The organism is Pseudocitrobacter cyperus, assembly GCF_039889165.1.
Lineage (GTDB): Bacteria > Pseudomonadota > Gammaproteobacteria > Enterobacterales > Enterobacteriaceae > Pseudocitrobacter > Pseudocitrobacter cyperus.
In genome coordinates this window covers 12,781-26,359 of the sequence record NZ_JAYMYY010000001.1, presented here as the reverse complement: position 1 = coordinate 26,359, position 13,579 = coordinate 12,781, and the positions used below count along the sequence as shown (strand labels likewise).

Here is a 13,579-nt window from a genome sequence, read left to right as displayed (position 1 = left end):
GCAATCGACCATAAAAATTCTATTACTTGCAACAAATCTGTTAACTTCCCGCTGATTTTCATCGAGACTTTGCAAACTGTTTTGATAGGGTGAAAACGAAATGAGTGAGCCTCTCCAGGCACAGAAGTCACACGGCCTCTCCCCCGCAGCGTTGTTGGTTGCCGGCGCGTTTTTTATGGAGTTTCTTGATGGCACGGTGATCGCCACCGCCCTGCCCGATATGGCGAAAAGTTTTGCCGTTGACGCCGTCGATCTCAATATCGGGATCAGCGCCTACCTGATTACCCTGGCGGTGCTCATACCTGCCAGCGGATGGATAGCTGACCGCTTCGGCGCGCGGAAAATTTTCACCCTTGCGCTGGCTATTTTTACGCTTTCCTCCGTGTTTTGTGGGCTGGCTACCAGCGTCGAAAGCTTTATCGCTATGCGCATTTTGCAAGGGATGGGCGGCGCATTAATGGTTCCCATAGGAAGACTCGCCGTTTTACGCACTACCCCCAAACATCAGCTTATCACCGCCATTGCCACCCTCACCTGGCCTGCCCTCATCGCGCCGATCATCGGCCCACCGCTGGGCGGATTTATCACCAGCGTCGCCAACTGGCGGTGGATCTTCTTTATTAATATTCCGCTGGGTCTTATCGCGATCCTGTTGTCGCTGCGCATTATTCCGGATATCCGCGATGAGCAGCGACGTCCGTTCGATGTGCCCGGTTTTCTCGCCGTATCGGTGGCGATGGTCAGCCTTGTCTGCGCGATGGAAGCCCTGGGTAGCGAGATGCTACAAAGCGGGCTGGTTATCACGCTGTTTCTGATTGGCGGGCTGGCTTTCTGTTTCTCGCTGTACCATTTCCGGCGCGCTCAATGGCCGATGATCCGCCTGGATGCGCTGAATATCCCGACTTTTCGGGTAACGCTGTACGGCGGGTCTCTGTTTCGCGCCTCAATCAGCGCGGTGCCTTTTCTGCTGCCGCTGCTGTTCCAGATCGGTTTCGGTATGGATCCATTCCATTCTGGCCTTCTGGTACTGGCGGTGTTTGTCGGCAACCTGACTATCAAACCCGCGACCACGCCTTTAATCCGCTGGCTTGGTTTTCGCCGCTTGCTGCTTATAAATGGCGCACTGAACGTGCTGGCGCTCACCGCCTGCGCTTTTCTGACGCCGCAAACGCCTGTCTGGGTAATTTTATTGGTGCTCTATCTGGGTGGGGTGTTCCGCTCTATCCAGTTCACCGGTGTCAGCACGCTGGCCTTTGCTGATGTGCCAACGCCACAAATGAGCCATGCCAACACGTTATTCAGCACCGCCAGTCAGCTTGCCATTGGTTTGGGGATAACGCTTGGCGCCATTGGGATTAGGCTCGGGGAGAAAATAGGTGAAGTGCTCGCACTGAGCGCTCTGCCAGGCATTAGTTTCCGGCTGGCGTTTGTGTTTATTGCGCTGATCTGTCTGGTTGGTATGGTAGACACCCTGCGCCTGAGCAGAGATGCCGGCATCGCCGTATCACAAAAAGCGAAGGCCTAAAAACGACCATCCCCACGGAGGGTGGGGATGGTTAAAGGAAAGAGAAGATTAGCCGATGATCTGGCGCACGAATGCTTCAATCTCTTTATTCTGGCAGTTTTCAAAGAAGCACTGCTGGAAACGCTGACCGGAAACTGCCGTTTTTACCAGTTCCGGATCAATCGCACGCAGCGTATCGAGATAGTTCTCTTTCACGACAGCGGCTTTTACCTGGTTCAGAATGCCCGCGTTGCGAACCTGCGGCTCTTTACGCTCCGGCGGATAGCCTTCGCCATTGCGGCCGGTGAATGCTTTTTCAAAGATAAAGCGGACGTTCAGCTCAGCGCCCCAGCCGAAACCTTTAGCAAACGGCAAAGACAGCGCGTTGCCGTTGTTGATCTGGGCGAACAGGAAAGCGTCCGCCGGGTCGATGCAGTAGCCACACACCACGCCCGGATGGATGTTAAGAGACATCAGCGCGCCCTGACCGGTGCCGCAGCCCGTCACGACGAAATCGACGGCTTTGGAATTTAACAGGATGCTGGCCATAATGCCCAGGTGAATGTAGGTCAGATGATGGTCATTCTCATCGCTCATACCGACGTTAAACACCGGGAAGCCTTTTTCATCAGCAACGGCTTTTAACTCATTGTGAATGATGGCGTTTTTGCTGGCCTGGCTGTTTTCCATCATCAGTGCAATTTTCATTCTTTCCTCTCCTGAATGCTGCGCGGGCGTCTCCCGCAAGGTTCGATAGCAATGTATCAACCTTACAACCTCTCAAACATACTTTCAAATTTTATGAAAAATGGTTTTAAAATTCACAGCAAAGCTCACATTTTTACTTTTTCTTCGTCGGGAGAGTTGTCTTCCTGATAAGAGAGTGCGCTTTGCGCGGCTATTCGGCGGATTGTTCAGACCGGCAGCCAGGTAGGATAAAGGGATGAAAGATTGCCCGGAGTACTCTCATGAAACCACTCTTGCTGATTAGCGCTATTACCCTGATGTTGACCGGCTGTAACGTCACCCGTCAGGCGAGCGTCAGCGAAATGGACGCCACCAGCGGGATCGTGCGCCTGACTTATGGTCAGGCTATGCTGCAAAACGCCAGAACGGATGACTATGTCGTAAACGGCACTGCCACCAAAGCCTGCCAGCAGATGGGCTATGCGACAGCATTCGCCTTCGGACAGCCCATCACCACCTGCACCACCAGCAGTGGCCCTCTGTGTATCAATGAAAGTGTCACTCTCCAGTTTCAGTGTCGGGGTATTGCCGTCACATCGCCCACCGCCGCCCTCAATTAATATATCGCCGGAATAAAACCGGCGATATTATTATGCCAATGCGTGTTATTCCCATTCGCATTATTAAATAAATATTTTTATTTTTACCTTTTGCAAATAATTTAATAACAATTTATAGTTCCCCCATAATTAACATCTTTATGGAGCCTGACAATGCTAAAAGCAGAAATGATCGAGAAATTAAACGAACAAATGAATCTCGAACTCTATTCCTCCCTGCTTTACCAACAAATGAGCGCCTGGTGTAGTTTCAATAGTTTTGAGGGCGCAGCCGCCTTCTTGCGCCGCCACGCACAGGAAGAGATGCAGCATATGCAGCGTCTGTTTGATTACCTGACTGATACCGGCAGCCTGCCATGCATTAATAGCGTCGCCTCGCCGGTTGCGGAATATGGTTCGCTTGATGACCTGTTCCGCGCCACCTATGAACATGAACAGTTGATTACGGCGAAGATCAATGAGCTGGCTCATGCCGCAATGACCAACCAGGATTACCCAACCTTTAATTTCCTGCAATGGTATGTTGCTGAGCAGCACGAAGAAGAGAAGCTGTTTAAATCAGTGATTGATAAACTGACCCTCGCGGGTAAAAGCGGTGAAGGGCTTTACTTTATCGATAAAGAGCTTGCTACGCTCGATACCCAGAATTAATTTAATGATAGCGGCGTTAATTCGCCGCTCTTTTTTAATGCCGACAGATTTTACTTTCCGCCGTCGTAAAGCCGGCATCCAGCGGAATAAATTTCCCTTTCTGCGCAAAAAAAGCCACCAGCTCGGCCGCGCTCATATTTTCTGCTGAACAGGTATGAAAACGAGCCTCTGCGCCAAAACGCGCCTCAATAGCCGTCACCAGACTTTCTGTAGAATATTGCCCACCTGCTGCGATCATCATATTCAACACTTCATGACCGTGAATTGAATCCATATTGCCTCCTGTAAAACCCGCACCTTAACCTGCATTTCACTTACCTGTTTTGCGCTAGCGCAGATTTTTGTTAACGCCTGATATCGTAAACAAATAATTACACAGCCTGTAATCGGGATTTGACGAATAGGCTGGATTCACATACCCTGCGCGACATAATTGTATCGTTATGACGTGTTGTTGCAGAGGAAAGCGTGAAGAACCGTACCCTGGGGAGTATTTTAATCGTAGCGGGCACCACCATTGGCGCAGGAATGTTGGCCATGCCGCTGGCGTCGGCTGGTGTTGGGTTTGGCGTTACGCTGCTGTTGTTAATTGGGTTATGGGCACTGATGTGTTACACCGCCCTGCTGCTGCTGGAAGTCTATCAACACGTTCCTGCGGATACCGGGCTTGGGTCGCTGGCGCAACGTTACCTTGGCCGCTACGGCCAGTGGCTAACCGGCTTCAGCATGTTATTTTTAATGTACGCGCTGACGGCGGCCTACATTAGCGGTGCGGGGGAGTTACTCGCTTCCAGCCTGAGCCAATGGCTCTCGGTCGAGATGCCGCCTGCTACCGGAGTGCTGCTGTTCACAGCAATTGGCGGCACGGTAATTTGTATCGGCACCTCGCTGGTTGATCTCTTCAACCGTTTCCTGTTCAGCGCAAAAATCATCTTTCTGGTGGTCATGCTGGCACTGCTGCTACCGCATATCCACAAAATCAATCTACTGACGCTACCGCTAAAACAAGGGCTGGCGCTCTCTGCCATCCCGGTAATTTTTACCTCATTTGGTTTCCACGGTAGTGTGCCCAGTATTGTCAGCTATATGAATGGCGACATTCGTAAACTGCGCCGTGTATTTATGATCGGTAGCTTTATTCCTCTGGTCGCTTATCTCTTCTGGCAACTGGCAACGCTTGGCAGTATTGAATCAGGCGTATTTGCGGCATTGATGGCACAGCATACTGGCCTGAATGGGCTGCTGGAAGCGATTCGCGCCGTGGTGGCCTCTGCACACGTTGAACTGGCGGTGCACCTCTTTGCCGATCTGGCGCTGGCAACCTCTTTCCTGGGCGTGGCGCTGGGGCTGTTTGATTACCTGGCTGACCTCTTCCAGCGTAAAAACAGCGTCAGAGGACGCCTGCAAACCGGCGGTATCACCTTCCTGCCGCCGCTGGCGTTCGCCCTCTTCTACCCGCGTGGATTTGTCATGGCACTCGGATACGCGGGTGTCGCGCTGGCCGTTCTGGCGCTGATTATCCCCGCGCTGTTAACGATGCAAAGCCGTAAGCATCATCCACAGAGCGGCTACCGCGTTGCGGGGGGGAGCCCGGCGTTGTGGTTTGTATTTGCCTGTGGGATTGCGGTGATAGCGATTCAGGTGGCCATTGCCGCCAATTTGTTACCCGCTGTGGGCTAAAAAAATGCCGGGTTTATTACCCGGCATTGTTATTATTTCCCTGCGCAGCACTGCTTATATTTCTTGCCACTGCCGCACGGACAGGGGTCATTGCGCCCCACCTTAGCTTCATTTCTGACGGGCTGCTGAACGGGCGCAACTTTTGGGTGCGCCATCCAGTAGGCATGCAGCATCAACGCCGCCGGGCGGATTTTGTCGATACTTTCAAGGTACTGATCCGCCGTAAAGGTATCCAGCGCCACCGTTTTCTCTTCGTCACCGTGCAGAGCGATAGCATCCAGCTCAGTCTGCAGCGCCTGCGGCAGACCAGACCAGTCGCTTAACGCCACACCGCGCATGTAACCGTAGCACCACTCCTCAACGATAGTCAGCTCCTGCCCCTCTTCTTCGCGGGTACCAAACAGCGGTTCAAACTGATCGGGATAATCATTCAGGCGCTCGGCAATATCGCCCATATGCTGCAGGGTAAGGTTGATAAAGTGGTCGCGTTCGCGCTCCGTTGCCCAGCGCGGTACGCTATCGGCCCCGCCCCATACGGCCAGTAACCAGTCTGCGGGCTCGATCTCCTGCGGTGAGGAGAGGATCGCCGTCAGCATACCGTCCAGTTCGGAAACATCGATGATAGATTTATCCGTGGCATACTTCGTGATTACCTCATCCAGCCATTCCAGTTCGCTTTCGGTTAACGGTCCTGTTTTCATACAATTCTCATGTCAGTGGGATTATGGGGCAGTTCGCCATGGCTGAATATTACCACGCCAACCCCATTGGGATCTGCCCTCCTGAAATCACAGCGCCCTTTTCACTCTTCCTTTTTATTCGTACCCGGTTTCTGCCCTGTCGAACGGATCGGCATATGATTAAAGGGTGATTTTTTCCTCTATAGATCATCAATTACGACTACTTCGTCCCCCTTTTCCCTACCTCTATATTTGGATCGGTAAGCGCGTGATAGCCATCATCATCCGTTCCGGAGGTTCCAGTGAGCATCAATAGACACTTTTTCTTCGACCATATCAGGGCGGCCTTATTCCAGGGTTCAATCCGTCAGAGCCAGCTTGAAGGTATTGAAGCGATCCTTGATAAGTGGGAGAAGGAGTCTCCTCATGCGGATGACAGATGGCTGGCCTATATGCTCGGCACCGTGCACCATGAAACGGGTCACGCTATGCAGCCTGTGCGGGAAACCTTCGCTGCGACAGACGAAGATGCGATCAAGCGGTTAGATAAAGCCTGGCATGCGGGAAAACTGACATGGGTAACTAAACCCTATTGGCGCCCCGATGCCGATGGCAAGTCATGGTATGGTCGGGGTTTTGTCCAGTTAACGCATAAAACCAACTACGAAAAACTGGGCAAAGCAATTCACAGTAATCTCACCAGCGAACCGGATAAGGTCATGGTTCTTGATACCGCTCTGGAAATTATGTTCGTCGGAATGCAAAACGGGCTTTTCACTTCACATCGACTTGCAGACTTTTTTAACGACACGAGTGAAAGCTGGGTACGGGCGCGAAAAATAATCAACGGTCTGGAGAGCGCTGACCGTGTAGCAGGTTATGCGAAAACTTATTATGCCGCCATCAGCTATACGGTTGGCTGAGGCGACTCACAGCGATGAAAAATATGCGCGGCGCAAAGAGTTGCCTGCTGAGATGATGATTATGTCTGTTGCTGGCGGCCGGTCGTTATGAAGACTTGTTATAAAAGGGAGGATTACAGGCAATAAAAAACCACCCGAAGGTGGCTTATACGACACTGCTTATCATTGATTTTATTCTACTTTTCCCATGGTACCCGGAGTGGGACTTGAACCCACACAGCGCGAACGCCGAGGGATTTTAAATCCCTTGTGTCTACCGATTCCACCATCCGGGCTCGGGAAGAAAGTGGAGGCGCGTTCCGGAGTCGAACCGGACTAGACGGATTTGCAATCCGCTACATAACCGCTTTGCTAACGCGCCTTTAAAACTTAACACCCGCATTTGCCGATGTTTTAATCTGGAGCGGGAAACGAGACTCGAACTCGCGACCCCGACCTTGGCAAGGTCGTGCTCTACCAACTGAGCTATTCCCGCGTTATCAAGATGATTTGCTAATCACTTGATTTTGCTATCGTCTGGCAATCAGTGCCGCCGTTCGATGCGTTGCATTCTACTTACCTGACGCACTGAGTCAACGATATTTTTGCATCCCTGAATCGTTTGCTGAAATTTACGCCGAAACGATCACTGTTCAAGCAAATCTGCGCGCGCAGCGTTTAAATATTGCAGCATTGACCACAGTGTCAGTACCGCAGCGAACAGGAACAACACAATACCTGCCCACTCAACCCACTCATTAGGACGCCACAGCAGCCACGCCAGCGCTGCCATTTGCGCAGTGGTTTTCACTTTGCCGATCCACGAAACGGCCACGCTGCTGCGTTTACCCAGCTCCGCCATCCACTCACGCAGCGCAGAGATGATAATTTCACGGCCAATCATAATGGCAGCAGGCAGCGTTACCCACCAGGTGTGATAGTGCTCGACCACCAGCACCATGGCGATAGCCACCATCACTTTATCAGCAACCGGATCGAGGAAGGCGCCAAACCGCGTGCTTTGATTCCAGCGACGCGCCAGGTAGCCATCAAACCAGTCAGTCACGGCGGCAATACAGAAGATGAGCGCGCAGGCAAACGGCGCCCAGACAAACGGAAGATAAAACGCCAACACAAAGAACGGAATGAGGATGACGCGGAACAGGGTAAGCAACGTAGGAATATTATATTGCATGCAAGGTAACTATCTGTTGTTAGTAAATATTAGCCCTATGTTGCTACAGAGCCCCTAATGTTTCAACGAGTAGAAGATCTTTTCTGCAAGCCCGTGTGAAATGCCCGGAACTTTCGCAATCTCTTCCACGCTGGCGTTCTGCAGCCCCTGCAGGCCGCCCATATATTTGAGCAGCATCTGGCGCCGCTTAGGCCCCACACCTTCTATCGTTTCCAGCGTACTGGTGTTCTTCACTTTAGCGCGTTTTTTACGGTGCCCGGAAATCGCATGATCGTGTGATTCGTCGCGAATATGCTGGATAACATGCAGCGCCGGAGAATCGGGTGGCAGACTGAAGCCCTCGCCTTCCGGTTCGAAGAAGAGCGTTTCAAGGCCCGCTTTACGATCGCTGCCCTTCGCCACGCCAAGCAGCAATGGATGGCTTTTATCCCACGGCACATCCAGTTCGGCAAATACCGCTTTTGCCTGCCCCAGTTGCCCTTTCCCACCGTCGATCAAAATAACGTCCGGGATCTTACTCTCTTCTATCGCTTTACCATAGCGACGACGCAGTACCTGATTCATCGCCGCATAATCATCACCAGGCGTAATACCGGTGATGTTATAGCGCCGATACTCCGCTCGCAGCGGCCCGTTGGCATCAAACACCACGCAAGAGGCTACGGTTTGTTCGCCCATGGTATGGCTGATATCAAAACACTCCATACGCTTAATTTCGGGCAGTTCCAACTGCGCGGCCAGCGCTTTCAGACGCTGATGCACCGTCGATTGCTGCGACAGTTTTGTTGTTAACGCCGTGGCCGCATTGGTGCGAGCCAGTTTCAGATAACGTGCGCGATCGCCACGGGGTTTCGTTTCTACGTGAATACGTCGTCCTGCCAGCTCCGACAGCGAATCGGCCAGCAGGGTTTTATCACTGAGGGCAAAGTCGAGCAGGATCTCTCCGGGCAGAGTACGCATCTGGCTGCCCTGGAAGTAGAACTGGCCAACAAAGGTTTCCACCACTTCGTCAAGCTCCGTGCCACCGGGTACTTTCGGGAAATAACTGCGACTTCCCAAAACCTTGCCCTGTCGGATGAAAAGCACGTAAACACAGGCCATTCCCGCTTCAAACGACACGCCAATCACATCAAGGTCGTCGCCATTATTGGAGACGAACTGTTTTTCGGTGACGCGGCGGACAGCCTGAATCTGATCGCGAATGCGCGCGGCTTCTTCAAACTCCAGCGCCTGGCTGGCTTTTTCCATACGCGCGATAAGCTGGGTTAGCACCTGGTCATCTTTTCCGGCCAGGAACAACCGCACATAGTCGACCTGCTGCGCATACTCTTCTTCGCTCACCAACCCGGCCACGCACGGCCCGAGGCAACGGCCAATCTGATATTGCAGACAGGGGCGCGAACGGTTGCGATACACGCTGTTCTCGCACTGGCGGATTGGGAAGATTTTTTGCAGCAGCGCCAGCGTTTCCCGCACGGCATAACCGTTGGGGAATGGGCCAAAATACTCACCTTTCGCATGCTTCGCCCCGCGATGCATCGCCAGGCGCGGATGGGTATCGCCGCTCAGGAAAATGAAGGGATACGATTTATCATCACGCAACAGCACGTTGTAACGCGGCTGATAAAGTTTGATGTAGTTGTGCTCCAGCAGCAGCGCTTCGGTTTCCGTATGGGTTACGGTCACGTCAATCTGCGCGATTTGCGCCACCAGCGCTTCCGTTTTACGGGAAGAGACCTGGCGACGAAAATAGCTGGAGAGGCGTTTTTTAAGATCTTTGGCTTTACCGACATAAATAACGGTACCGCCGACATCATACATACGATAGACGCCGGGCTGGCTGGTTACCGTTTTCAGGAAGGCTTTCGAATCAAAAACTTCACTCACTGACTTGCTAACGACTCCGCATTACATAGACCATGGCGAATTGCCAGGTGAGTCAGTTCGACATCGCCGTGGATGTTCAGCTTGCTGAACATCCGGTAGCGATAACTGTTCACCGTCTTCGGACTCAGATTCAACTGCTCTGAGATCTCGTTGACTTTTTGGCCTTTAGTGATCATCAGCATAATCTGCAATTCGCGTTCAGACAAACTGGCGAATGGCGATTCTGTTTTTTCCGGCTCAATCTGGCTCAGGGCCATTTGTTGCGCAATATCGGATGCAATATAGCGCTGACCGGAGAATACAGAACGAATGGCATTCACCACCTCTTGCGGTGCTGCCCCTTTGGTTAAATAGCCTGCCGCACCTGCCTGCATAACCCTGGCGGGAAGCGGGTTTTCGGTATGAACCGTCAGCATGATCACTTTCGTATCAACAGCGGAGCGGGCAATTTTACGCGTAGCCTCAAGCCCGCCGATACCCGGCATGTTCATATCCATCAGTACAACATCGACGGGATTAGCGCGACACCACTTCACGGCATCTTCACCACAGTTAACTTCGCCGGTGACTCTAATACCCTTAATATCTTCGAGAATGCGTCGTATCCCTGCGCGCACCAGTTCGTGGTCATCAACAAGAAGGACGTTGATCAAAGGAATAATCTCCAGAATAGGGATAACGCTACTGCCTCTTAATTCCCCCCATACTACCGGGTTTTATAACAATTTTAAAAGTCTAAAAGTGCCTGGGCGTCGATTTTGATCCCGTTTTTGGAAATCAGAATGTACATAAGCTGGAAAGGTCTTAAAAACAGTGAGATGCAGTGCGCCTTTCTGGCTACTTTTCCAGACTCCGTCCGTAAATGGACAATTTGTCGCAGATGATAAATACGAAATATAATATGTAACAATAATTAACGAGGGGTGAACCAGATTTAAACATTTGGGGGGCAAATCACCTGCCCGGCCGATTAAATATATCGACACAAGTTTGTTAGGCGAGTAAAAAACAAGCACTCCATATTTTCTGTCGGCTTGTGGTATACTTCGCGCCCTTCACTATATCAGTATCGCGCATGCGCGCAGAAATCATACGAGGCAATAAATGAGCACACCTGATTTTTCCACCGCGGAGAATAATCAACACCTGGCCCAGGAGGTATCCTGTCTGAAAGCCATGCTGACCCTGATGCTGCAGGCTATGGGTCAGGCTGATGCTGGTCGCGTGATTCTAAAAATGGAAAAGCAAATTGCAAACCTGGAAGATGAAGCCCAGTCTGCTGTATTTTCCAGCACCGTTAAGCAAATTAAACAAGCTTATCGCCAGTAATAAAAAAACCGACTGTAGGCGTTGCTTACGGTCGGTTTGCTGTCTGTCACGCAGAACATTCGGAAGAGTCAGATAAGACCAATCGCCACCGCATAGCAGGCAATCTGCGTTTTATTGGGCGCATCAAACTTCTTCTGCATATTCTTTTGATGAAAATTCACCGTATTCTCGGAAATTGAAAGAATCATCGATATCTCTGCCGAAGTCTTTCCCTCCGCCGTCCATTGTAGTATTTCCAGTTCACGTTTGCTGAACTTCATCGCCTTTGGCATAACCATTTCATCTTCCACACGTAATAGCGCCAACGAACTCATTTCCAGCAACATTTGCAGACGCAGTTCAATTTCATCGCTATAGGGTGAGGAGTGGTTCTCATGTGTTCGGGAGATTGAGAAGAAACTATAAGCATGATTAGGAAGCATCAGACATTGCGTGGCACCGGTACGGATACCATGGTCGCGAGCGGCATCCCACAACACCTGAACGTCACTAAATAAACGATCATCCCAGCGCAGATGTCCAAGACGAAAATTCTCCGTTTTCAGCACCGGATCTACTGCCACGTAATTTGCCGCTTTATAGTGTGACATCCAGTCATCGGGGTAAGTGGTATAAAGCGAAACTTTTGGACGCGTAAACGGCACGGGATGACGCACACACAGCGAGAAAAAATCATATTCAAGACATTCGGTTTGCTGCTGCAAAAGCGTATAGATTTGGTCACTGGTCGATGCGGATTGAAAGCGATGCAGCATTTCCCGCCGCCAGTTGAAAAAGTCACTGTCCCTCATAACGAACGAGAAAGCCTCTTATTGAGAATAATTATTTTCAACACAGAAAACTAACACATAAACATCGCTTATATGTATAAAATATTACATTACCGCAAAATAATCTTAATTATCCACTAGCTGGCCTCTGGTTTTCAGGCTAGTGTGCGGGAAAGAGCGTTGGTACAGAGAAATGGCAGTGAGAAAAACCGCCCTTGCGATAAGGGCGGTAAATGAATGAATCGGACGTTATTGCAGCAGAAATTTTTCGAGGAATTGACGGGTGCGAGCCTGCTGCGGGTTAGCAAACAGCGCTTTCGCTTCGCCCTGCTCCACAATACGCCCCTGATCCATAAAGATGGCCCTGTCCGCTACGTCGCGGGCAAAACTCATCTCATGCGTCACAATCACCATGGTGCGCTTCTCCTGCGCCAGTTGACGAATGGTATTCAGCACCTCACCCACCAGCTCAGGGTCAAGCGCCGACGTCGGTTCATCAAACAGGATCACATCCGGGCGCATTGCCAGCGCACGGGCGATAGCCACGCGCTGCTGCTGACCGCCGGATAAACGACGCGGATAGCTGTTCTCTTTTCCCGTTAATCCCACCTTCGCCAGCAACTCACGCGCACGCGCGCTCGCTTCAGCCCTGTTTTCACCTTTGACGATCACCGGGCCTTCAATGATATTTTCCAGCACCGTGCGGTGTGGAAACAGATTAAAGCTCTGGAAAACAAAACCGACATGCTGACGCAGGCGACGGATCAAGCCTTTTTGCTGGTTAATCGATTTCCCGGTATCAATGGTGATATCACCGACCCGAATGGTGCCGCCTTCCGGATGCTCCAGCAGGTTAATGCTGCGCAGAAGCGTGGTTTTACCCGAGCCGCTCGGCCCGATAATCGCCACCACTTCCCCTTCATTCACCTGCAAATCAATGCCGTGCAGCACCGTTTGACCATGAAACTTCTTCACCAGGTTTTTTACATCGATGGCACTCATTTGGGATCACGCTCCTGGCGGTTTAGCTGATTTTCAAAGTAGTTTTGCAGCGAGGAAAGCACCGTCGCCATCACCCAGTAGATCAACGAGGCCGCGAGGTACATGGTAAAGACTTCCAGCGTGCGAGACGTAATAAGCTGCGCCTGACGGAACAGCTCTGGCACCTGAATGGTGGCCGCAAGCGAAGTATCTTTCACCAGGCTGATAAAGCTGTTGGAGAGCGGCGGTAACGCCACTCGCGCCGCCTGCGGCAGAATAGCCCGACGCAGCGTCTGCCACGGCGTCATGCCGATACTGGCAGCCGCTTCCCACTGCCCCTTATCAATAGAAGATATCGCCGCGCGCAGCGTTTCAGAAGTATACGCCGCCGTGTTGAGCGACAGGCCAATCATCGCCGATGGAATCGGGTCTAACTCAATTCCGAACTGCGGCAGACCGTAGTAAATCATAAAGAGCTGCGCGATAAGCGGCGTACCACGGAATATGGAAATATAAAAACGCGCCAACCAGCGGACAGGCCAAATTTGTGACATGCGCATCAGCGCCAGCAGAAACCCCAGAACCAGGCCAAAAAACATGCCGCCAATACTCAGTTGCAGCGTGAAAACTGCGCCCTTCAGCAGATACGGCAGCGAATCAACGACCAGTTGTATACTCTCTTGCATAAGTGTT

15 protein-coding genes and 3 tRNA genes are annotated in these 13,579 nt (G+C 51.5%); 6 read left to right on the top strand and 12 right to left on the bottom strand.

The genetic code is table 11. The features are described 5' to 3' along the window. Positions 1-100 precede the first annotated feature (100 nt). A complete protein-coding gene (locus VSR74_RS00165; RefSeq protein WP_347792822.1) occupies positions 101-1,525 on the top strand; it encodes an MFS transporter in 1,425 nt (474 codons plus the stop codon). A 48-nt stretch (positions 1,526-1,573) separates the two neighbouring features. Here VSR74_RS00165 and VSR74_RS00160 read toward each other — a convergent pair whose 3' ends face one another. After that, on the bottom strand, positions 1,574-2,212 hold the full coding sequence (locus tag VSR74_RS00160) for an RpiB/LacA/LacB family sugar-phosphate isomerase (RefSeq protein WP_347792821.1): 639 nt from the start codon (positions 2,210-2,212) through the stop codon (positions 1,574-1,576). Positions 2,213-2,472: 260 nt separating this feature from the next. Here VSR74_RS00160 and yecR point away from each other — a divergent pair, with 260 nt between their 5' ends. Together yecR and ftnA are read left to right on the top strand one after the other, a co-directional pair. Continuing rightward, positions 2,473-2,811: a YecR family lipoprotein gene (yecR, locus tag VSR74_RS00155; protein WP_347792820.1), complete on the top strand. Its 339-nt coding sequence runs from the start codon at positions 2,473-2,475 to the stop codon at positions 2,809-2,811. Between the two features lie 153 nt (positions 2,812-2,964). Next, positions 2,965-3,462 carry a non-heme ferritin gene (gene ftnA / locus VSR74_RS00150; RefSeq protein WP_347792819.1) on the top strand — a complete coding sequence of 166 codons (498 nt, stop codon included), beginning with the start codon at positions 2,965-2,967 and terminating at the stop codon, positions 3,460-3,462. Between the two features lie 34 nt (positions 3,463-3,496). Here ftnA and VSR74_RS00145 read toward each other — a convergent pair whose 3' ends face one another. Then, entirely contained in the window at positions 3,497-3,736 is a 240-nt protein-coding gene (locus tag VSR74_RS00145) for a YecH family metal-binding protein (protein ID WP_347792818.1), read from the bottom strand. Between the two features lie 194 nt (positions 3,737-3,930). Here VSR74_RS00145 and tyrP point away from each other — a divergent pair, with 194 nt between their 5' ends. Further along, positions 3,931-5,142, top strand: a complete 1,212-nt coding sequence (gene tyrP / locus VSR74_RS00140; RefSeq protein WP_347792817.1) for a tyrosine transporter TyrP — start codon at positions 3,931-3,933, stop codon at positions 5,140-5,142. 32 nt (positions 5,143-5,174) lie between these two features. On the opposite strand, the gene VSR74_RS00135 is transcribed toward tyrP, so the two are convergent. After that, positions 5,175-5,843 (bottom strand): YecA/YgfB family protein, encoded by a 669-nt coding sequence (locus VSR74_RS00135; protein WP_347792816.1) that lies wholly within the window; start codon positions 5,841-5,843, stop codon positions 5,175-5,177. 281 nt (positions 5,844-6,124) lie between these two features. Between VSR74_RS00135 and VSR74_RS00130 the strand changes: the two genes are divergently transcribed. After that, positions 6,125-6,745 (top strand): glycoside hydrolase family 19 protein, encoded by a 621-nt coding sequence (locus tag VSR74_RS00130; RefSeq protein WP_347792815.1) that lies wholly within the window; start codon positions 6,125-6,127, stop codon positions 6,743-6,745. A gap of 188 nt (positions 6,746-6,933) precedes the next feature. Here the strand turns inward: VSR74_RS00130 and VSR74_RS00125 are convergent. From VSR74_RS00125 to uvrY, 6 genes are all read right to left on the bottom strand, one after another. Then, positions 6,934-7,020 (bottom strand) — tRNA-Leu (locus VSR74_RS00125). 12 nt (positions 7,021-7,032) lie between these two features. Next, positions 7,033-7,106, bottom strand: a tRNA-Cys gene (locus VSR74_RS00120). Between the two features lie 38 nt (positions 7,107-7,144). After that, positions 7,145-7,220, bottom strand: a tRNA-Gly gene (locus VSR74_RS00115). A gap of 150 nt (positions 7,221-7,370) precedes the next feature. Then, the gene (gene pgsA / locus VSR74_RS00110) at positions 7,371-7,919 is read right to left on the bottom strand and encodes a CDP-diacylglycerol--glycerol-3-phosphate 3-phosphatidyltransferase (RefSeq protein WP_015963969.1); all 549 of its coding nucleotides are present in this window, start codon (positions 7,917-7,919) and stop codon (positions 7,371-7,373) included. 54 nt (positions 7,920-7,973) lie between these two features. After that, entirely contained in the window at positions 7,974-9,806 is a 1,833-nt protein-coding gene (gene uvrC, locus VSR74_RS00105; RefSeq protein ID WP_347792814.1) for an excinuclease ABC subunit UvrC, read from the bottom strand. Continuing rightward, positions 9,803-10,459, bottom strand: coding sequence for a UvrY/SirA/GacA family response regulator transcription factor (gene uvrY, locus VSR74_RS00100; protein ID WP_015963967.1), 657 nt, complete (start codon positions 10,457-10,459; stop codon positions 9,803-9,805). Before uvrY ends, uvrC begins: the two co-directional genes overlap by 4 nt. A gap of 451 nt (positions 10,460-10,910) precedes the next feature. Between uvrY and VSR74_RS00095 the strand changes: the two genes are divergently transcribed. Continuing rightward, positions 10,911-11,135: a DUF2594 family protein gene (locus VSR74_RS00095; protein ID WP_347792813.1), complete on the top strand. Its 225-nt coding sequence runs from the start codon at positions 10,911-10,913 to the stop codon at positions 11,133-11,135. Between the two features lie 68 nt (positions 11,136-11,203). Here the strand turns inward: VSR74_RS00095 and sdiA are convergent, their stop codons facing one another. The 3 genes from sdiA to tcyL form a co-directional block, all read right to left on the bottom strand. Continuing rightward, the gene (gene sdiA / locus VSR74_RS00090) at positions 11,204-11,926 is read right to left on the bottom strand and encodes a transcriptional regulator SdiA (RefSeq protein ID WP_347792812.1); all 723 of its coding nucleotides are present in this window, start codon (positions 11,924-11,926) and stop codon (positions 11,204-11,206) included. Positions 11,927-12,154: 228 nt separating this feature from the next. Then, entirely contained in the window at positions 12,155-12,907 is a 753-nt protein-coding gene (gene tcyN / locus VSR74_RS00085) for an L-cystine ABC transporter ATP-binding protein TcyN (RefSeq protein ID WP_347792811.1), read from the bottom strand. Then, positions 12,904-13,572, bottom strand: coding sequence for a cystine ABC transporter permease (tcyL, locus tag VSR74_RS00080; RefSeq protein ID WP_149462193.1), 669 nt, complete (start codon positions 13,570-13,572; stop codon positions 12,904-12,906). Before tcyL ends, tcyN begins: the two co-directional genes overlap by 4 nt. Between the last annotated feature and the right edge of the window lie 7 nt (positions 13,573-13,579).